This window comes from Gordonia polyisoprenivorans NBRC 16320 = JCM 10675 (assembly GCF_000241325.1).
In the GTDB taxonomy this organism is placed as follows: domain Bacteria; phylum Actinomycetota; class Actinomycetes; order Mycobacteriales; family Mycobacteriaceae; genus Gordonia; species Gordonia polyisoprenivorans.
In genome coordinates, this window is sequence record NZ_BAEI01000061.1 from 13,708 (window position 1) to 33,312 (window position 19,605).

Below are 19,605 nucleotides of genomic sequence, written 5' to 3' on the forward strand. Positions count from 1 at the left end.
TCGAGGTGCGAGGCGCGTGCGCCGAGCCTCGAGACCGCTTGCGCCGATGCTGGTTTCGCCACCACGTCCCACCGGCCTCCACACCCACCGCCAACCTACTCCGAGTCGACGCTCGCCGATTCCGGCTCGGGGTCGGTCCCGCCGCCACCCACAGCGACGAGCAGGCGCCGCACCGCCATCGCGCGACGATGCGAGGCGCCGGTGAGGTCGTCGAGTGCGCATTCCGGATCGGCAGGCGGTCCGAGGTGGGTGCAACCGCGCGGACAGTTCTCGATGGCATCGCGCAGATCGTCGAAGGCGTCGACGATGTCGTCGGCGTCGACATGGGCGAGACCGAACGAACGGATGCCGGGGGTGTCGATCACCCACGACCGTCGGCCCTGGTCCTCGGGACCTCGCGCGTCATCGGGATGTGGCGGCAACACCAACGCCACCGACGCGGTGGAGGTGTGTCGGCCCTTGCCGACCCCCGAGACCACACCGGTGGCCCGTTCGGCTTCGGGCACAAGGCGGTTGACCAGGGTTGACTTGCCCACGCCGGAGTGCCCGATCAATGCGGTGAGGTGCCCGCGCAGCAAGCCGAGGACGTCGTCAAGTGGATCGTCACGACCAGCCCGCACGATGATCAGGTCGAGTCCGTCGAAGGCACTGGTGAACTCGGTGGGATCGGCCAGATCGGACTTGGTGAGACACAAGATGGGTTCGAGCCCACCGACATACGCCGCGGCGAGGGCGCGTTCGACGAATCCGGTCCGGGGTGGGGGATCGGCCATAGCCGTGACGATCAGGAGGCGATCGGCGTTGGCGGCGACGATCCGCTCGTACGGATCGGTGTCATCGGCGGTGCGCCGCAGGACCGTTCGCCGCTCGTCGACTCGCACGATCCGAGCCAGTGAATCCGGCTTCCCGGTCAGGTCGCCGACGACCCCTACATCGTCGCCGACCACGATCGGGGTGCGGCCGAGTTCACGTGCGCGCATGGCCACCACACGACGATCCGGATCGCCACCGAGTACGCAACCCCAGCGGCCCCGATCGACCGAGACGACCATCGCCGACTCCGCATCATCATGTGCCGGACGGGTTTTGGTGCGCGGACGACTCCCCTTGCCGGGGCGGACCCGGACATCGGACTCGTCGTAACTGTCCGCGCGACGGCTCACGGATGCCCGATCATCTTCTGCCACATACCCGGAAAGTCCGGCAAGGTCTTCGACGTGGTCTCGATGTCGTCGACGGTGACCGAGGGCACGCGCAAGCCGATGATCGCGCCTGCGGTGGCCATCCGGTGGTCGGCGTAGGACTCCCAGTGCCCGCCGTGCAGCGGGGCCGGCCGGATGATCAGGCCGTCGTCGATCTCGGTGACATCGCCACCGAGACGCCCGATCTCGGTGGCCAGTGCGGCCAGGCGATCGGTTTCGTGCCCGCGCAGATGGGCGATGCCGGTCAGCCGGGACTCACTCTCGGCGAGGGCAGCCAGTGCCGCGATCGTCGGTGTCAGTTCGCCGACCTCGCGCAGATCGCGGTCGATACCGGTCAGTCGAAGCGGTCCGCGCACGGTGAGCGCACCGTCGAGAAGTTCGACGGTGCAACCCATCTCGGCGAGGATGTCGGCGATCTGGGCGCCGGGCTGGGTGGTGACGGCCGGCCAGCGTGGCACGCTGACCGCCCCGCCGGTCGCGGCGCCCGCGGCGAGGAAGGCGGCCGCGTTGGAGAGATCGGGTTCGATCGCCCAGTCCACCGCACGGATCGGCGACGGATCGACATGCCAGGTATTCGGTTCGTCGACAACGACTTTCACACCGGCTGTCGCGAGCATCGCGATGGTCATCTCGATGTGGGGCATCGATGGAACCGGACCTCCGACGTGCCGAACGGTCAGTCCCTCGTCGAATCGTGCGCCGGTCAGCAGCAAGCCGGACACGAACTGCGACGACCCCGACGCATCGATCGTGACCTCGCCGCCGCGCGCCGATCCGGTGCCCACCACCGTGAACGGCAGGGAGTCGCCCTCGACGGTGACACCGAGGTCGCGCATGGCGTCGAGGATCGTCGTGAGTGGTCGCTGACGCGCTTGCGGATCGCCGTCGAAGTCGACCGGTCCCGACGCCAACGCCGCCATCGGCGGCAGGAATCGCATGACGGTGCCTGCGAGCCCGCAATAGACGTCGGTGCCGTGCATGGGTCGCGGTTCGATGGAGACGGTCGTCGGGTCGGCGGCGTCGACACGGATGCCGATGCCCAGTCCGGTCAGAGCGGCGAGCATGAGATTGGTGTCGCGGCTTCGTAGTGTGCCGGTGAGGGTCGACGGGCCGTCGGCGAGCGCGGCGAGCAGCAACGCCCGATTGGTGATCGACTTGGACCCGGGCAGGTCCACGGTCGCGTTCACCGGCCCCGACACGACGGGCGCATTCCACGTGCTCATGCGGTCCAGTCTGTCATGGGGCCGGCCACATCCGATCCCGTCCCGGTCAGCGGTTGTCCAGACGCAGGGGGTGCGTCGGCGGGACCTCGACGATGATGAGCAGCCGGCCGTCGGTGTCGCGCACATGCATCTCGATCAGGCCCCACGGCTCGGTGAGCGGTTCGCGCTCGATCTTGACGTGCGCCGACCGCAGTTCGCGTTCGGCGGCCGAGACGTCGCGTACCTGCAGCCACAGTGCGCCCGACGGTTCGATGGTGGTGTCGAGATCGGAACTCATGTGCCCGGGAACCTCGATCAGGCCGTTACCGGCGTAAAAGACGATGCCGCCCGGGTACTCCCGCGCAACGGCGAGACGCAGCTGATGACGGTAGAAATGCTGCAACGATTCCGGGTCTCGTGAACGGAGCACGACGCGACTACTGAGGACCTCCATGCCTTGTGTCTACACCGCTACCGATCGGTCGGACAGGACAATACGCCCGGCGCGTCGCGGGTCCGGTGCGCTCGGATCACTGGCCTTCGGTGGTGCCGTCCGACCCGCCGAGCGCGTGACCGCGGTTGAGGTCGTTGCCATGACGGCCCGCCTCGTAGATCGCCTTCTCCCGGGCGATGCGATCGGTCTCACCGATCGGCTCGGCGTCTCCGAAGGCGAAGGCGGATTCGTGCGGGTAGTCGTGCGGGATGTCCGGGTCGTCGAGTTCTTCGGGCTGTGGGCTGTTCATGGGACAACGATACGGCCGTGGCTCACACGTGGCGCCGGATTGCCGGCGTCACGCTGGTTCCACCCACTGCGCATCGGGATGAGTACGGATGAAGCGTCGCAACTCATCGAGGAACGTGGCTCGCTCCTGCTCGACGATGATGTGGCGTCTCTGCTCGCCGATGCCGAATGCGCGCGCATGGGCATCGGCGTCGAGCTCTGCGTCGATCGCACTGTCGACCCGGCGGCGAAACTCGGCGAGGCGAGCGTCCGGGTCGGCGCAGAAGCGCTCGAAGTCGTCCGAGGCCGCGTTGCTTCCGTCCGTCGGGGTACGCGAGGTCCGAGGTTTTTCCTCGCCCGCGGCGCGGAGTTCATCGGCGCGCTGGTGCAGACGCTCGTCGAGACGCGCTGAATTTCGGGCTCGTTCGGCCCTCATCTCCGGAGAGGCAAATGACTCGAAGGGATCGCTGAAGGATGCGGGCATGGTTGTCAGACACCGCGTTCGGGCCAGCCGGGGGTGGGGGTGGCTTGCTGGTTGACGGGTTCGTGGGTGCATGTCGGGTCGGTGGTGAAGACGTCGATGTCGTCGTCGGTGGCGTACCAGTCGCCGAAGACGTTGCCGGTCGGTGCTTGGCGGGTGCCGTGTTGGTTGGTGGGTGGCGGTGTTCCGGTATGGCGGTAGGTGACGGTGTCGATGTCATAGCTGATGGACAGTTTGTTGAGGGGGTTGATGCTCAGGGCGACGCAGATTGTGGCGGTGCGTGTCTCTGGGGTGACATCGGTGAGTGATAGGACGGTTTGGGTGGCGAATCCGCGGTAGATGCCGGGGTTGGGGCCGCCGACGTAGAGGCGGGGATTTTTCTTGCTGCGGTCGGCGGTGGCGAAGCCTGGGTAGGCGCCGGTTGCGGTGTATTCGCTGACGATGGCGATTTGTTGGGCTTCTTCGTAGGCACGGAGGAAGGTGGCGTCGGCGCTCATGAGGTCGGTGGCCGGGCTGGGGTTCCAGTTCTCGGTCCAGGCGACGTTGGGTGGGCGTTGATAGCCGTCGGCCGATTGCGGGCTGGTCGTGGTGGACGATGCGTGCGTGTTTCTGGATGGTGTTGTGGCACAGGCTGATAACACGGTGGCCGATAAGGATAAGGCGGCGAGCGCGATCACGGGGATCAGTGTGGTGGTCAGCGTTCGTTTGCGATGAGTCATGGTGGTGTCAGACGCCGTGTTCGGGCCAGCCGGGGGTGGGGGTGGCTTGCTGGTTGACGGGTTCGTGGGTGCATGTCGGGTCGGAGTTGGAGACGCCGATGTCGTCGGTGGCGTACCAGTCGCCGAAGACGTTGCCGGTCGGTGCTTGGCGGGTGCCGTGTTGGTTGGTGGGTGGCGGTGTTCTGGTGTGGCGGTAGGTGACGGTGTCGATGCCGTAACTGATGGACAGTTTGTTGATGGGGTTGATGCTCAGGGCGACGCAGATTGTGGCTGTGCGTGTCTCCGGGGTGACGTCGGTGAGTGATAGGACGGTTCGGGTGGCGAATCCGCGGTAGATGCCGGGGTTGGGGCCGCCGACGTAGAGGCGGGGATTTTTCTTGCTGCGGTCGGCGGTGGCGAAGCCTGGGTAGGCGCCGCTTGCGGTGTATCCGCTCATGATGGCGATGTCTTGGGCTTCTTCGTAGGCGCGGAGGAAGGTGGCGTCGGCGCTCATGAGGTCGGTGGCCGGGCTGGGGTTCCAGTTCTCGGTCCAGGCGACGTTGGGTGGGCGTTGATAGCCGTCGGCCGATTGCGGGCTGGTCGTGGTGGACGATGCGTGCGTGTTTCTGGATGGTGTTGTGGCACAGGCTGATAACACGGCGGCCGATAAGGATAAGGCGGTGAGCACGATCAGGGGAGTCAGTGTGGTGGTCAGCGTTCGTTTGCGATGAGTCATGGTGGTGTCAGACACCGTGTTCGGGCCAGCCGGGGGTGGGGGTGGCTTGCTGGTTGACGGGTTCGTGGGTGCATGTCGGGTCGGAGTTGGAGACGCCGATGTCGTCGTCGGTGGCATACCAGTCGCCGAAGACGTTGCCGGTCGGTGCTTGGCGGGTGCCGTGTTGGTTGGTGGGTGGCGGTGTTCCGGTATGGCGGTAGGTGATGGTGTCGATGCCGTAACTGAGGGACAGTTTGTTGAGTGGGTTGATGCTCAGGGCCACGCAGATTGTGGCGACTCGAGTGTCAGCAGTGGGCGCGCTGAGAGTGAGGATGGTGCGGGTGGCAAATCCGGTATATGTCCATTCCTTAACGCCGTGTTCGTACAGACGGGGATTCTTGATGGTGCGGTCCGCGACGGTGAAGCCGACGTAGGACCTGGACGCGGTATACCCGCTCAGTGCTGCTATAACTTGGGCTTCTTCGTAGGCGCGGAGGAAGGTGGCGTCGGCGCTCATGAGGTCGGTGGCCGGGCTGGGGTTCCAGTTGTTTGTCCAGGCGACGTTGGGTGGGCGTTGATAACCCTGGGCGATGGAGCTTGCGCGAGTGCCCGAACTTATCGCTACGGAGGCGTCTGGTGGAGTCGCACACGCCGCCAGGAGAGTAGGCGCGATTATCATCGTGAGTAGCGCAGCTCTCAGCGCCAGGCCGTGGCGCGTCATCGGGGGCGCCGCGTGGGGTCTGTCCCGGGTGCGGGAAGTACCTTCGGGTTGATGTTCGCGCTGGGGCGAGCTCCGCTGCCGTAACCGTCCATTGAGTTATTCCAGGTGTCGGTGATAGGGAGCGAGTCGACAAGACTTCCGAAGCGGAAAGAGTCGGCCCGAATAGCGGACCACGACAGTTGGCCGTCGCTGGCGAGGAATTGGTTCCACCGGGGATCGTCGGGGACACCGTGTGCCGCAAAGTAGCCAGTGGCAACGTCATATTGCTGATACAGGCCATTCGTATCCGTGTTGTAGTAACTGTTCGCAGCCGAGATCGCGTCGGTCGTCGGGTTGCTGGGGATCTCTGAGGGATCGTTGGCGATTCCGAGACCGTCGAGCTTGACTTCCGGATTCGCGAGGTCGATGAGTACCGGGCCAACCGCGTCGAACGGGGGAGGGAGAAACTTGAATCCGGCGCTGACGAGAGCCTTACTGGAGTCCCACGCCGCACTGTCCTGGTTGTACTGGACAATCCGATCCCAGGTGCCCTGATCTTTGTTCGCCTGCACGAAGTCGTGATCTGCATCGTTGAACATCTGATGAAAGCGGCCCGCCGCCGCGGCGTACGAGGGGTCACCCCCATGCGCACCATAAAGCGCTGTCATGTAATTCTCCCACTCCGCTCCGGCGTGGTTGATCGCGAATCCCGACGTCGGATCGGACTCCAGGGCCTTGATCATCCCTTCCATCTGCGTGATGTCGTCGAACCCGAAGTTTTGGACTGCCCAGGTGTGGATGCCGGTGTCAGGGACCCCATTCAGTGCTCCGAGATACGGAATGATGTTCTTGGTCAGGGTTTGGTTGAGCTCAGGGTTGATACTTCCCAAGGTCGGATGACCAGGACCGGACCCGTTGGTGTCCAACGATAGTGCGAGGGAGTTGTCGGCCAAGCGGTGTGCGTAGGCATTGGCGGCGATCGCGGCCAGGTCGCCTTCGTGTCCTGGTGTGCCGGCGTTCGGACCAATCCAGTCGAACATGCGCTCCACACCATTCTCGCCGGGGTCGAAATGGTGGGTCGCGAGTGCCAGAAAGTGAGAATTCGGATCGTACGTGCCGCCGGCTGTGACCGTTGCTCCCATGTTGTTGCCGGTGAGGAAATCCGTCACTGCCGGATGGTCGATCGTGGCGACCTCGAGCATTCCGTTCAGATTCGCGTTGAGATCATGCATTGTCACGATCTGGTCGTTGTCATCGGTCACGGTGACGTTCTCCAGCCCGCCTCCTCGGGAATTCAGGGCAGACAGCTCGGAGAGTTGCTTCAGCATTCCGCGGTCGATGTCGGTATTGACGCGTAATGCTGGGCTACCTTTGTGCATGAGGTCGGTGAGCGCGGTGAGCTGGTTGTAATTGGGCAATTGGTAGTGGGGATATCCGTCGAGGCTGAACTCCCACGGAACCTTTTGTAGATCGTCTCGGACGGTGCTCGGTAGCCGGTCCATGCCGCCGCGTTCTCCCGTTGCGGCATCGGTGACCAGCGGGTTGGACATCACTTGCATCCCGTTGGCGAGTGAGCGTTGTACCACTGTCCGCGACACTGGATCGAGACGGTTTCCGAGCTGGTTGATGTCCGACGGGTTCATGGAATCGAGATCCGACATCAGCGCGCTGAGGAATGCGAACTTGTTTGCGGGAAGGCCAACCGTATTGCCGTCGCGGATACTTTCAACTTGTTGGGGTGACAGTCCTGTCGCCTCGGCGAGTTCCGTCAGCTCGGTAGGAGAAAGGGGCCGATTATTCGTCAGGTCCCCAACTATTTGCCCGGCGAGTTTGACGTTCGCAGCAGCTCCGGCAGGCGACAGCTGGTTCAGGTCAGTGCTCGCTGCTGTCATCGTGCCGGCGAGGGACTTGTCGGCCGATTCGAATTGTCCGGCCTGACCCTTCAATGTACGTGACGCATCTGTGGCGACCTGCGCCCTGCGCTGTCGCTCTTCTTCGTTGGCTTGTTGCTGTGCCTGGTCGCCTGACGGATAGGCCTTTACGTCCGTGACCGTCCAGTCCGGGTGGATCAAGAAGTCGTTGACCCAGAGGCTGACCACTTCGTGCAGGATCGTTGTCCTGAGGTCCGAGAGAGTGGCAATCTGGCCGTCCATCGCCGATGCGCACGACCGCGCGGCTGCGCTGATCCGTCCGATCGACGCCCGTTCTTCGAATGCGCGACCGGTTGCCGCATCACGAGCGACTCCGCTCCATGGGATGCCCACGATTGCGCTCACCATCTGTGTGGCGTGGGCATCGAGACAATCTGCGAGGTCGCTGAGTCCTGCACTCGCCTGTCGGTAGTCATCCGGCTGGGCCTGCAGAAGCTGGGGCAGAGTGGGATAGCTCATGAGTGGTGTGCGTGAGCCCTCTACCTGGCGAGGGGTTGGTTGAAGTCTCCCAGTCCTGCCAACGCGTGTTCGCCTTGTTCTTCGCCCGCGATGAAGACGATGCCAGTGCCGCCTACCGCCTCGGCGATGGCCTCCAGCCGTCCGGCGACGACTTGCTTGGAGTTCTTCGCCGCGTCCATCAGATGCACAACGGCCGTGTCCGAAGTTGACCCGGGCATCGCCGGCAGGGTGCATGTCGGATCACTTGCGTCCGATACTCCGGTGCTGACATCGGAGATGTGCTGACCTGCGCGTAGAAGATCGGGCATGCTTGCATGCAACTCTCGTTGTGACCCCGGAGCCGTCACTCCCCCTATGTCGAAATGCCCGAATTACCCCGTATTGCCGATTGTTGTGCACTGCAACGTTATCGAAGCGAAAGGTATCAACAGACAGACATCGCCGCAATGCGACACCGAAGGGAATGAAGCGGCCCAGTGTGGGTGGCACTAGCTCCGAGCGGAGAACTTTCCGCCCGTCTTGTCGTCCCACCGGTCGAGTAGGGCGGTGACCTTCGGATCGCCTTGGGCGCGAATCCATTCGCACAGTTCCTGCGGCGCCGAGGGATTGGTGACGATGAACCGGTGGAGACCGGCGTCGTGCTCGGCGAGTACACGCAGCGTCGCCGGGTCGGTGTCGGGGTCGGCGGCGGCGAGCGCATCCCGCGGATCGAAGGCGCCGTACCGCGGTGCGTCGGAGCCGGAGAGTCCGTCGGCGTCGACCACCTCGATCTCGCCGGTGTTGTGATAATCCACCGGATCGGGTGAGGTGCTGCGCCAATTGAGTAAGAGGTTCAACAGGATTGCGGTGATGGCGCCCGCGGAGATCCCGGAGTGGAAGATCGTCTGGAACCAGTCCGGGAATTGGTGATACAGGTCGAGCGACACGGTCTCGCCGTTGTCGTTGGTGTATGACAGGCTCGCCTCGCTCAGCATCGCGACGCCCACCGAGATGGCGACCACCAGGATGTTGGTGTTGTTGAACTTGACCCGGGTCAGGGTGCGGACACCACTGGCGGCGACCATGCCGAACAGCGCGACACCCGCGCCCCCGAGGACGGGCTGGGGGATGCCTTCGATGATCGCGGCCATTTTCGGGAGCAGGCCGAGGACCACCAGGATCGCGCCCGCACATGTCGCGACATGTCGGGTCTTGACGCCCGTGATCGCCACCAGGCCGACGTTCTGCGCGAATGCGGTGTAGGGGAAGGTGTTGAAGATCCCGCCCAGGACGGTGCCCACGCCGTCGGCCCGCATGCCGTCGGCGAGCTTGCGCGGTGTGATCTTCTTGTCGACGATCTCGCCGACGGCCACGATGTCGCCGGTGGTCTCGGTCATGATCACCAGGGCGACGATGATCATCGCGATGATGGAGCTGACGTCGAAGCTCGGCACACCGAAATAGAACGGCTGCGGTACAGCGATCCAGGAACTCTGCCCGACGCCGCTCCAATCGGTCATGCCGAAGGGGATCGAGATCAGGGTGCCGAGGACGAGTCCCACGAGCACCGACACCCGCTTGATCGCCGCCGGCGCGAACCGTTCGAGCAGGATGATCAACAGCAGGGTGCCGAATCCGAAGGCGATCGATTTGGGTGCGCCGAAGTCCTCGCCCTTGTTGGTGCCGCCGCCGAACCATCCGGCGGCAACGCTCATCAGCGACACCCCGATGATGAGGATGATCGTGCCGGTGACCAATGGTGGAAAGAATCTGATCAGCCGACCGACGATCGGCGCCACCAGGATCATGAACACGCCGCAGGCGATCACCGAACCGTAGATCGCGGTGATGCCATGGTTGAGCCCGATCGTGATCATCGGCCCGACCGCGGCAAACGTGACGCCCTGCATCAGGGGCAGGCGCACCCCGAACCGCCAGAACCCGACTGCCTGCAGCAATGTGGCGATGCCGGCGACGAACAGGTCGGCGGTGATCAGGTGGACGATCTCGTCGGAACGCATCTGACCGGCGCCGACCATCGCGCCGCCGACGATGAGCGGCACCGCCACGGCACCGGCGTACATCGCCATGACGTGTTGCAGTCCGAGGGGGAAGAGCTTGGTCAGCGGCGGGATGTCGTCGACCGGATGGTCGACGTCACGGCCGCGCTTGATGGTGTCGAGAACCGTCATGAACACTGTCTACGAGTCCGAGATTTCTGATTCGACGCGATCGTGTGTCGACGGTGTTTCCGGCAGAATATATCGATGTGGCAGCACGGACTCCCCAGCTCAGCGCCGGGTTACTGATCCATCGGAACACGGCACTCGGCGTCGAGGTCCTGCTCGCCCATCCGGGTGGACCGCTGTGGGCGCGCAAGGACGACGGAGCGTGGTCGATCCCGAAGGGACTCGTCGAGGACGGTGAGGAACTCCTCGTCGCCGCCCGTCGCGAATTCGCCGAGGAGATAGGCCAGACGGCACCCGACGGGGAGGTCATCGAACTCGGTGAGGTGCGGCTCAAGAGCGGTAAACGGGTCGTCGCCTTCGCGATCGACGGTGACCTCGACGTCTCCGTCGTCACCAGCAACACCTTCGAGATGCCCTGGCCGCCACGGTCCGGGAAGACCCAGGCCTTCCCGGAGATCGACCGTGCGGAATGGTTTTCACCCGACGACGCACGCCGCAAGCTCAATCCGGCGCAGGTCGCCTTCATCGACCGGTTACTCGAGAACCTCTCGCCGAAGCCGTGATCGGTGCGCGCCCGATCGGCGCGCCGCCATCAACGCAGCAGAGCGGTGTCGGATTTCTCCGCGCCCGAATGGTCCACCTGGTAGCGGATGAGACGAGAACTGTTGGCCACCACGGCCACCGACGACGCGTTGTGCAGGATCGCCGCCACCACCGGGGACAGCGCGCCACCGGCGCCGACGATCAGCCCGATCGCGTTGACGGCGATCGACATCCCGTAGTTCTGCTTGATCACCTGCAGGGTGTGCTCGCCCAGGTCCCCCACCGCCAACAGCATGCGCAGATCGTCTGCGGCCAAGGCGATGTCGGCGGTCTCGACGGCCACGTCGGTGCCGGCCAAGCCCATCGCGATGCCGATGTCGGCGGCGGCCAGTGCGGGTGCGTCGTTGACCCCGTCACCGATCATCGCCACCAGATGACCTTCGGACTGCAACTCGCGGACCGCTGCGAGTTTGTCCTCCGGAAGCACCTCGGCCCGCCAGTCGTCGATGCCGAGTTCGCCGGCGATCGCCGCGGCGGTGGCCGGGTGATCGCCGGTGAGCATGGCGATCCGCTCGATTCCCTTGTCCCGCAACCCATCGAGCACCTCGCGCGCCTCGGGACGGACCTCGTCGCGCAGACTCACCAGGCCGACGAGGGTGCCGTCGACGGCGAGCAACAGTGGTGTCTCGCACTCGTTGCGGAGCTTGTCCACCCACTCGATCGCGTCGGTGGTCAGTGCGACCTCGTGGCGAGCGAACAGGGCGGGGCTACCCAACAACAGGACGCGACCGTCGGCGGCGAAGGTGCGCATGCCGAGACCGACGATGACCTCACACTCGGCGTGGGTGGGGATCTCGATCCGGCGCTCGGTCGTCGACCGGATCACCGCTTGCGCCAACGGATGTCGCGAGTGGATCTCCGAACTCGCCGCATGGGCCAGGACGTCCTCGGGTGACCAGTCGGTGTGGAAGGAGATCACGTTGGTCACCACCGGACGGCCGGTCGTCAGCGTGCCGGTCTTGTCGAAGACCATGGCGGTGATGCGGCCGGCCGCCTCGAGATGCGAGCCGCCCTTGATCAGTATTCCGCGGCGGGCACCGTTGCCGATGGCGCCGCTGATCGCGGTGGGCGTCGACAACCCGACCGCGCAGGGGCACGCGACGAGCAGCATGGTCATGGCGCGGCGTAGATCGCGTGTGACGAGCAGGGTGGCCGCCGACAGCAGGAACGAGGCCGGGACGAAGCGGCCCGAGAACTGTTCGCCGACAGTCTGGATGGGAGCCCGATCGTGCTGGGCTTCCTCGACCCGGGCGATGATCCGGCCGATCGCGGTGTCGGCGCCGACCGCCGAGGTGGTGATCACCAACCGGCCGCTGACCACGACCGAGCCGGCGTGCACGTGGGCACCGACCTGCGTGGTGACGGGCAGGTTCTCACCGGTCAGCGCGGACTGGTCGATCACCGCCTCGCCCTCGAGCACCGTCCCGTCGACGGGGACGGCGACATGATCGTGGACGACGATGACGTCGCCGACCGCCAACGAATCGACGGGCACCGACACCTCGGTGCCGTCCTCGAGCCGCAGCCATGCGGTGTCGGCGTTGCCGCGCAACAGATCCGAGATCGCCCGTCGGGTACGGCGCAACGTCAGATCCTGAAGGAACTCACCGATGTTGAGCAACCACAGGACGGTTAGCGCGACGACGTTCTCCCGCAACAACAGACTCGCCACGGTCGCCGCCGACACCAGCGCATCCGTGCCCGCCCGTCCTCCGCGCAGAGAACGCAAGGCGCCCTTGAGGAATGGATAGCCGGAGAAGATGGTGATCCCGGTGGCGACCGTGCGCGACGCGGGACCGAGCATCGGTGGTCGTCGGAATCCGTAGCGCCGCAACCCCAGAAGGATCAAAGCGCCCGCGCCGATACCCATCCGCAGGATGTCGGAATTGGTGACGTCGGCCGAATGTGGCGCGGCGCGGGTGACCGTCGTGAGATCGGCGTCCCGCCCGGCGGCGATCGCCTGATCGATGGCGCCACGGTCGGTGTTCCGGCGATACCAGACGACGACGGAGCCGGTGCGTGGATACACGTGCACGGCGCGAACCCCGGTCAACGCGATCACAGCGTCCTCGACGGCGACCGCGCGTGCGGCCGACGTTCCGCGCAGCGCATCGACGACCAGGCGCAGACGCCCCGCGGCGTCGGAACGCACAGATTCTTGCACGGCGGGGTCAGTGATCGTGGTCGTGCGGCTCGGCCGTTCCCGGGGGACTCGCTTCCTCGCCGATACGGTCCTTCGCCTCGGCGACGATGTCGGCGGTCCGCAGGCGTGCATCCTCGGCGATGGCCTCGGCTTTCCGGGTACCCACCAGGCCCCAGGAGGTGACCACCACGGCGCCCTGCCGTAGGGGTGCCTTGGCGATGGCCTTGCGGGCGACGTCGTATGCGACGGCGCCGACGAGGCCGGTCGCGACCGTCGATCCGGCCTTGGTCAGGAAGCCGTGTAGTGCCATCTCGGTCCTTTCGCGCTCAACTCGATGAGTTGCCCGATTAATGGAAACGATTGCCAGGACGTCCGAGTCTACGTCGTGCGCGGCCACCCGGCGAGTGGACACACGCCGACACGGGGGCCGGGTGAGCAGCAGCGTGGGAGAATTTGCAACATTGACCAATGTGCCATTGACAAATGGCATCATGGGTGATGCCATCGGTAGTGTGATTCACACCTCACGACAGTCCCGGTGTGCGGCGTGGCTGACCCGACGCACGTTGCGGCCGTTCGCCGACGTCCTGCCCGGCGGTGTCCTCGCGGTACATGTCTCCCGTGCCATCGTCGCCACGGCCATGCTGCTCGGGTCACCGCCGCCCTATCGGGTCCGCGTCGATACCCTGTCCACCGGCAGCTTCCGCGGAGAGTGGGTGTACGCCCCGGGATCGGAGAAGTCCCGGCGCGTCATCCTCTACGTCCACGGCAGTGCGTATGCGATCTGCTCGGCGCGCACGCATCGCGGGCTCGTTGCCCGACTCGCGCATCTCACCGGGATGCCGGTGTTCAGTGTCGACTACCGACTCGCCCCCGAACACGTCTTTCCTGCTGCCGCCGACGACGTCGAGGCCGCCTACGCCTGGCTGCAGAACATCGGCTATCGGCCCGAGAACATCACCGTCGCAGGTGATTCGGCAGGCGGCCATCTCCTCCTGGATCTGCTCGCCGAGAATGTGCGACACCGGCGTGCACAGCCGCGCGCGATGGTACTGATGTCGCCGCTGGTCGATCTCACTCTCGAACTGGCCCGCCGGCAGGAACGCGACACCGGGCCCGATCCATTGATCTCGGCCGTCGCCGCGCAGCGTCTGGTCGATCACTACACCAGAGGCCATCCGGCCGACCTGCCTCGCCTCGCGCCGGCACTCGATCGCGCCGACGACCTGCCCCGCACACTGATCCAGGTCGGCGGGGCAGAGATGCTCCTCGGCGATGCACGTGCCGCGCACCGGATGATCACCGACGCCGGCGGGGACAGTGAACTGCAGATCTGGCCCGGACAGATGCACGTCTTCCAGGCGCTGCCGACGATGATCCCGGAAGCCGGCCCCGCCTTGGCGGCTGCCGCACGGTTCATCACCGAGTGTCCGGAACCGGGTGGCACAGCTGCGGCGACGAGCGCTGCGACGGCACACGCTGATACCGAACACGCTGATACCGAAAACGCTGATACGGAAAGGTATGCCACGACATGACATCTCGACGATCACAGGGTGCACGTGCCGTCGTCACCGGCGCGGGTAGCGGCATCGGGCGCGCTTTCGCTCTCGAACTCGCGCGCCGTGGTGGCCGCATCGTCTGCGCCGACATCGACATCGACCGAGCCGAGGAGACGGTCGCCATGATCGACGCGGGCGGGCGCGGGGAGGGCATTGCGCTGTTCTGCGACGTCGCCGAGATCGACGACATGCGCACCCTCGCCGGCCGCGCACCGGATCTGCTCGATGGCCCGACCACGCTGATGATCAACAACGCCGGCGTCGGCATCGGCGGGCGCTGCGTCGGCAGCATCGGCCTCGACGACTGGACCTGGGCCCTCGACATCAACCTGCGCGGAATGGTCCTCGGTTCGGAACTCTTTCTGCCCCAACTGCGCTCGGCCGGACGGGGTGGTCTCATCAACGTCGCCTCGGCCGCAGCGTTCTCCGCAGCGCCCGGGATGGGTGCCTACAACGTCGGCAAGGCGGGGGTACTGGCACTCTCGGAGACCATTGCCGCGGAGTTGTCGGGCACGGACCTCGCGGTGACCGTGCTGTGCCCGACATTCGTGAAAACCAACGTCGCCGTGGACGGTCGGATCACCGGCGACGCGATGAAACTCGCGCAAACCCTGATGAGGTACTCCGGACGGTCGGCGGAGCAGGTCGCGCGGTCGACCCTCGATGCCAACGACCGGGGACGACTGTACGTGGTGCCCCAACTCGACGCCAGGGCCCTCTGGCTGATGAAGCGACTGTTTCCGCGGACCTACACCCTCGGAGCGGGTCTGCTGCATCGTCTGGCCCCGGCGATCGCTGCCGTGGACCCCGTGGCACTCGACCCGGAGGTACTCGAGCCGGGGGTATCCGAGCACAACAGCCTGGCGTCCGATGCGGAAACCGTTGCTGCACAACCGCGAATCGAAGAAGGAGTGTGACATGCCGATAGTTCTCGAGGACATGCTGGCGACCATCAAGGATCGCCAGTGGGCGCTGGCCGACATCGACTGGGATGCTCCCGGTGCCGAGTTGATCACCGAGGAGCAGAAGCCGAAGCTCAAGGCGTTCATGGCCGATCTCGTGTGGATCGAGAATGTGGGCGCCCGCGGCTTCGCGGCTTTGGCGAAGAAGGCGCCCGACGAGACGCTCGCGGAGATCTATCGGTACTTTCACGCCGAGGAGCAGAAGCACGCCAACGCCGAGCTCGCGCTGATGCGGCGGTGGGGGATGCTCGAGGACGACGAGGTCCCCGAGCCGAACGTCAACATCCGCCTGGCCATCGAATGGCTCGACACCTTCGCCGACCGCATGTCACTGTCGGTGCTGGGCACGGTCATCCCGATGTTGGAGGTGGCCCTCGACGGGGCGCTGCTGAAGTTCCTCCTCGAGGAGGTCGACGATCCGATCTGCCATGCCGTGTTCCGCAAGATCAACGCCGACGAGTCGCGACATCTCGCCGTCGACTTTCACGCACTCGACATGATCGGCAACGTCCGCTTGCGCACGCTGCTGGTCCAGACGGTCGGCACGCTGGCCTCTCCGGGACTCATCATCGGTGCACTGATGTATGTGCCCCTGCTGAACAAGATGCGCGACAACATCGTCGACATGGGACTGTCGGAGGATCGGCTCTACGACGCGATCAAGCGGTTCCGCAAGAACGGCGACCGGGGTCGGGGCACCAGGCTCCTCAACTATCAGATCCTGAAATACCACGCGGGCTGGGTCATCAACCGCGACAGTCCGTATCACTACTTCGCCGATGCGATGGTCACGCTGACCGACCGCTACCCGCGCTTTCTCCTTCGGTCACAGCCGAGTTGGTCGAAGGAACTGACCTACGAGCCGATCGCATGAGCGCCGTGCACGAGGATTCGCACACGCCTGCTCCCGATGCCGCCGGTCTCGATGCCAACACCGTCATCATCGGGGCCGGGTTCGCCGGTATCGGCACCGCAATCCGGCTCCTGCAGCAGGGGCGCGATGACTTCATCATCTGCGAACGCGACGTCCGACCGGGCGGAACGTGGCGCGACAACGTCTACCCCGGGGCGGCCTGTGACATCCCGTCGCGGCTCTACTCGTATTCCTTCGCACCCAATCCCGAATGGTCACACACCTATTCGGGAAGTGAGGAGATCCTGGCGTACATCGCGCGGATGATCGCCGACCACAATCTCGAACGGTTCATCCGGTATTCGCATCTGGTGACCGGGCTGGAGTTCGACGAGGAGAGCGGCACGTGGCGCGTCGATCTGGCCGATCGGGAGTCGCTCCGCACACGCGCGGTGGTCGTCGCGTCCGGCCCGCTCTCCACACCCGGATATCCCTCGATCCCGGGTATCGACGAGTACACCGGTCACCGGATGCACTCGGCGGCGTGGGACCACGACTACGAGTTCGCCGGTAAGAAGGTCGGGGTGATCGGCACCGGTGCCAGTGCGGTGCAACTGATCCCGGAGTTGGTGCGCGCCGGTGCCGACGTCACGGTGTTCCAGCGCACTCCCGGGTGGGTGCTGCCGCGAGCCGATCGTCGGATCTCCTCGTTGACCAGACGGGTATATCGGACGGTGCCGTATTCGCAGGGGCTGGCACGTCAACTCTGGTACCTCGGGCACGAGTCGGTGGCGCTCGGCGCCGTGTGGAACACGCCGTTCACCCGGGTCATCGAAGGGGTGGCGAAAATCAATCTCGTTGCCCAGGTGCGTGATCCGTGGATGCGGCGACAGCTCACCCCGGATTTCCGGGCCGGCTGTAAGCGGCTGCTGATGACCAGTGACTACTATCCCGCGCTGCAAGCCGACAACTGCACCCTGGTGACGTGGCCGATCGCGCGGATCTGCGAACACGGCGTGCGGACCGTGGAGGGGATCGAGCGACGGTTCGACGCACTGGTGTTCGCGACTGGGTTCGAGGTGTCCAAGCAGGGATCGCCGATCCCGATCCGCGGCCGTGACGGTCGAGTGCTCGCCGACGAATGGTCCGGTGGCGCATACGCGTACAAGTCGATCGCGGTGTCGGGGTATCCGAATCTCTATTTCACCTTCGGCCCGAACTCCGGCCCGGGGCACAATTCGGCGCTGGTGTACATGGAGGCACAGATCGATGCGGTCGTCACCGCCATCTCGCTGATCGTCGACCGCGGATTGCGGTTGCTCGACGTGCACCGGCCCGCCCAAGATGCCTACAACCGGTCGATCCAGAAACGCCTGGAGAGCACCACCTGGAATTCCGGTTGCCGCAGTTGGTATCTCACCGACGACGGATTCAACGCCACCATGTATCCGGGGTTCGCCAGTCAATACCTCGCGCAGATGCGGGGGATCGATTTCTCCCGGGATTTCCGCGCGGCGGCACTCGACGACGCGCGGTCGCCGGACGCGAGCCGGGATTCGTCGATGGTGTGATCGGTGCTCGCCTCAGCCGATGCCGGCGGGGTCGACCGACACCCAGTCCGGATACTTGGCGGTTCGGTCGTCACCGGAGGACTGCTTGCGAAGGCGTCGCATCACCCACGGGAACAGGTGCTCGCGAACGAACCCGGCCTCCGCGACGAGGCGCGGGGGACGCGGTTGCGGTTCGGGGCGAGCAGGGGTCGGCGTCGGCACGCCGAGGCCGCGCAGGATCAGTGCGGCGGTGCGGCGGTGGCCGATCGCGTTGAGATGCAACCGATCCGGCGACCAGTATTCGGGGCGGCGGATCTCCGTGTCGTGGAAGACGTCGATGAATTCCACATCCTCGGTGACCGCGATGGTAGCGACCTCGTTGGTGAGGTACTCGCCGCGGCGCCGGATGGTCGACCCGAAGGGCAGACCGTCCGAGGGGTCGGCGCCGGCGAGGAGGACGACGCGGATTCCGGCGTCACGGCATCGGCGTACCGCGGAGCGGGTGAGCTCGACCAGTCCGGTGAGGTCGCCGGTGCGCAGCATGTCGTTGCCGCCGCCGTTGAGGGTGATCATCGTCGGCAACGGGTCGAGGTGCAGGGCGGCGTCGACCTGATCGGTGATGATGGGTTCGAGGAGCCGGCCGCGCACGGCAAGGTTGGCGTAGTCGATCCCGCCGTGCGCGGCGGCCAGCCCCTCGGCGACGAGGTCGGCCCACCCGCGCGGGATGTCGGGGCCATCGGGTTCGTCGCCGACGCCTTCGGTGAAACTGTCACCGACCGCCACGTACCGCACTGCCTGCCTTGACCTTTCGCTCGTTCGGGTAATCGCGCACCGGACGTGATGGGTACGCGGACCTACGTGACGGTGATGCCGCCATCGACCGCGAGGGTCTGGCCGGTGACGTAGCCGCCGGCCGGGGAGGCCAACCAGACCGCCGTCGCGGCCAGCTCCACCGGATCACCGGTGCGTCCCAGCACGACGCGCGGTATCTGTGAGTCGAGGTAGCCGTCCTTGTAGCCGTCGGTCATCTCGGACTTGAAGAATCCGGGGGCCAGTGCGTTGACGCGAATACCCTTGCGGGAGCCCCACTGCTGGGCGAGATCGCGGGTGAGGCCGATGATCCCGGCCTTGCTCGCTGCGTACGCGGCCTGCGGGAGCGAGGCGGTGGTGATGCCCAGGATGGACGAGATGTTGATGATCGAGCTACCCGGCTGCATGACCCGGCCGGCCGCCTGCGCCATCCAGTACGAGCCGTTGAGATTGACGTCGATGACGTTGCGGAACTGCTCGGGCGTCTCCCGTGTCGCCGGCACCGCGGTGCCGATACCCGCGTTGTTGATCAGCACGTCGACGTGACCGAAGGCCTCGATCGCGGCGTCGATCACTTTCTGGCACGACTCCGGGTCGGCGACATCGGCGGTCACCGACAGTGCCTTGCGTCCGGTGGCCTCGACCTTGGCCGCGGTGTCGGCCAGGCGGTCGGTGCGGCGCGCGGCCAGGACGACGTCGGCGCCGGCTTCGGCGAAGGCGATGGCGAACGAGACGCCGAGACCCGACGAGGCGCCGGTGACGACGACGACCTTGTCGGTCAGGGAGAACATATCGAGGACGGACACTTTCGGGAGCTCCTTCGTGATGGGGGGTCGACTGCGTGG

20 protein-coding genes are annotated in these 19,605 nt (G+C 65.5%); 6 read left to right on the forward strand and 14 right to left on the reverse strand.

Annotation, left to right across the window (positions count from 1 at the left end):
• Nucleotides 1-95: 95 nt before the first annotated feature.
• From rsgA to GOPIP_RS15550, 4 genes are all read right to left on the reverse strand, one after another.
• The gene (gene rsgA / locus GOPIP_RS15535; RefSeq protein ID WP_006370668.1) at nt 96-1,163 is read right to left on the reverse strand and encodes a ribosome small subunit-dependent GTPase A; all 1,068 of its coding nucleotides are present in this window, start codon (nt 1,161-1,163) and stop codon (nt 96-98) included.
• A complete protein-coding gene (aroA, locus tag GOPIP_RS15540) occupies nt 1,160-2,425 on the reverse strand; it encodes a 3-phosphoshikimate 1-carboxyvinyltransferase (RefSeq protein WP_006370669.1) in 1,266 nt (421 codons plus the stop codon). The genes rsgA and aroA overlap by 4 nt, the downstream gene beginning before the upstream one ends.
• Nucleotides 2,426-2,471: 46 nt before the next feature.
• Nucleotides 2,472-2,858, reverse strand: coding sequence for a VOC family protein (locus GOPIP_RS15545; RefSeq protein WP_006370670.1), 387 nt, complete (start codon nt 2,856-2,858; stop codon nt 2,472-2,474).
• Between the two features lie 76 nt (nt 2,859-2,934).
• Nucleotides 2,935-3,147 carry a hypothetical protein gene (locus GOPIP_RS15550; RefSeq protein ID WP_006370671.1) on the reverse strand — a complete coding sequence of 71 codons (213 nt, stop codon included), beginning with the start codon at nt 3,145-3,147 and terminating at the stop codon, nt 2,935-2,937.
• Nucleotides 3,148-3,225: 78 nt separating this feature from the next.
• On the opposite strand from GOPIP_RS15550, the gene GOPIP_RS29120 reads away from it, so the two are divergent.
• The gene (locus tag GOPIP_RS29120) at nt 3,226-3,537 is read left to right on the forward strand and encodes a hypothetical protein (protein ID WP_165776303.1); all 312 of its coding nucleotides are present in this window, start codon (nt 3,226-3,228) and stop codon (nt 3,535-3,537) included.
• Between the two features lie 77 nt (nt 3,538-3,614).
• Here GOPIP_RS29120 and GOPIP_RS15560 read toward each other — a convergent pair whose 3' ends face one another.
• The 6 genes from GOPIP_RS15560 to GOPIP_RS15585 all read right to left on the reverse strand — a co-directional run bounded on the left by GOPIP_RS15560 (nt 3,615) and on the right by GOPIP_RS15585 (nt 10,280).
• Nucleotides 3,615-4,103: a hypothetical protein gene (locus GOPIP_RS15560; protein ID WP_035728174.1), complete on the reverse strand. Its 489-nt coding sequence runs from the start codon at nt 4,101-4,103 to the stop codon at nt 3,615-3,617.
• A 229-nt stretch (nt 4,104-4,332) separates the two neighbouring features.
• Complete coding sequence (locus tag GOPIP_RS15565; protein ID WP_035728175.1) at nt 4,333-4,818, reverse strand: hypothetical protein; 486 nt, start codon at nt 4,816-4,818, stop codon at nt 4,333-4,335.
• A 229-nt stretch (nt 4,819-5,047) separates the two neighbouring features.
• Complete coding sequence (locus tag GOPIP_RS15570; RefSeq protein WP_006370675.1) at nt 5,048-5,536, reverse strand: hypothetical protein; 489 nt, start codon at nt 5,534-5,536, stop codon at nt 5,048-5,050.
• 200 nt (nt 5,537-5,736) lie between these two features.
• A complete protein-coding gene (locus GOPIP_RS15575; protein WP_006370676.1) occupies nt 5,737-8,109 on the reverse strand; it encodes a TPR repeat domain-containing protein in 2,373 nt (790 codons plus the stop codon).
• A 20-nt stretch (nt 8,110-8,129) separates the two neighbouring features.
• Complete coding sequence (locus tag GOPIP_RS15580; RefSeq protein ID WP_020170531.1) at nt 8,130-8,417, reverse strand: hypothetical protein; 288 nt, start codon at nt 8,415-8,417, stop codon at nt 8,130-8,132.
• Between the two features lie 180 nt (nt 8,418-8,597).
• Nucleotides 8,598-10,280, reverse strand: coding sequence for a nucleobase:cation symporter-2 family protein (locus tag GOPIP_RS15585; RefSeq protein ID WP_035728176.1), 1,683 nt, complete (start codon nt 10,278-10,280; stop codon nt 8,598-8,600).
• Between the two features lie 77 nt (nt 10,281-10,357).
• Between GOPIP_RS15585 and GOPIP_RS15590 the strand changes: the two genes are divergently transcribed.
• Nucleotides 10,358-10,840: an NUDIX hydrolase gene (locus tag GOPIP_RS15590; protein WP_085949129.1), complete on the forward strand. Its 483-nt coding sequence runs from the start codon at nt 10,358-10,360 to the stop codon at nt 10,838-10,840.
• Nucleotides 10,841-10,869: 29 nt separating this feature from the next.
• On the opposite strand, the gene GOPIP_RS15595 is transcribed toward GOPIP_RS15590, so the two are convergent.
• Entirely contained in the window at nt 10,870-13,032 is a 2,163-nt protein-coding gene (locus GOPIP_RS15595; protein WP_006370681.1) for a heavy metal translocating P-type ATPase, read from the reverse strand.
• A gap of 19 nt (nt 13,033-13,051) precedes the next feature.
• Entirely contained in the window at nt 13,052-13,333 is a 282-nt protein-coding gene (locus GOPIP_RS15600) for a DUF1490 family protein (protein ID WP_006370682.1), read from the reverse strand.
• A gap of 181 nt (nt 13,334-13,514) precedes the next feature.
• On the opposite strand from GOPIP_RS15600, the gene GOPIP_RS15605 reads away from it, so the two are divergent.
• The 4 genes from GOPIP_RS15605 to GOPIP_RS15620 are packed head-to-tail and all read left to right on the forward strand — an operon-like array spanning nt 13,515 to nt 17,971.
• Complete coding sequence (locus GOPIP_RS15605; RefSeq protein WP_035728169.1) at nt 13,515-14,561, forward strand: alpha/beta hydrolase; 1,047 nt, start codon at nt 13,515-13,517, stop codon at nt 14,559-14,561.
• A complete protein-coding gene (locus GOPIP_RS15610; RefSeq protein ID WP_006370684.1) occupies nt 14,558-15,502 on the forward strand; it encodes an SDR family NAD(P)-dependent oxidoreductase in 945 nt (314 codons plus the stop codon). Before GOPIP_RS15605 ends, GOPIP_RS15610 begins: the two co-directional genes overlap by 4 nt.
• Before the next feature lies 1 nt (nt 15,503).
• Nucleotides 15,504-16,421 carry a ferritin family protein gene (locus GOPIP_RS15615; protein WP_006370685.1) on the forward strand — a complete coding sequence of 306 codons (918 nt, stop codon included), beginning with the start codon at nt 15,504-15,506 and terminating at the stop codon, nt 16,419-16,421.
• Complete coding sequence (locus GOPIP_RS15620) at nt 16,418-17,971, forward strand: flavin-containing monooxygenase (RefSeq protein WP_006370686.1); 1,554 nt, start codon at nt 16,418-16,420, stop codon at nt 17,969-17,971. Before GOPIP_RS15615 ends, GOPIP_RS15620 begins: the two co-directional genes overlap by 4 nt.
• 12 nt (nt 17,972-17,983) lie before the next feature.
• Here the strand turns inward: GOPIP_RS15620 and GOPIP_RS15625 are convergent, their stop codons facing one another.
• Nucleotides 17,984-18,742, reverse strand: coding sequence for an SGNH/GDSL hydrolase family protein (locus tag GOPIP_RS15625; RefSeq protein ID WP_006370687.1), 759 nt, complete (start codon nt 18,740-18,742; stop codon nt 17,984-17,986).
• Nucleotides 18,743-18,804: 62 nt separating this feature from the next.
• A complete protein-coding gene (locus tag GOPIP_RS15630; protein WP_020170540.1) occupies nt 18,805-19,566 on the reverse strand; it encodes an SDR family NAD(P)-dependent oxidoreductase in 762 nt (253 codons plus the stop codon).
• Between the last annotated feature and the right edge of the window lie 39 nt (nt 19,567-19,605).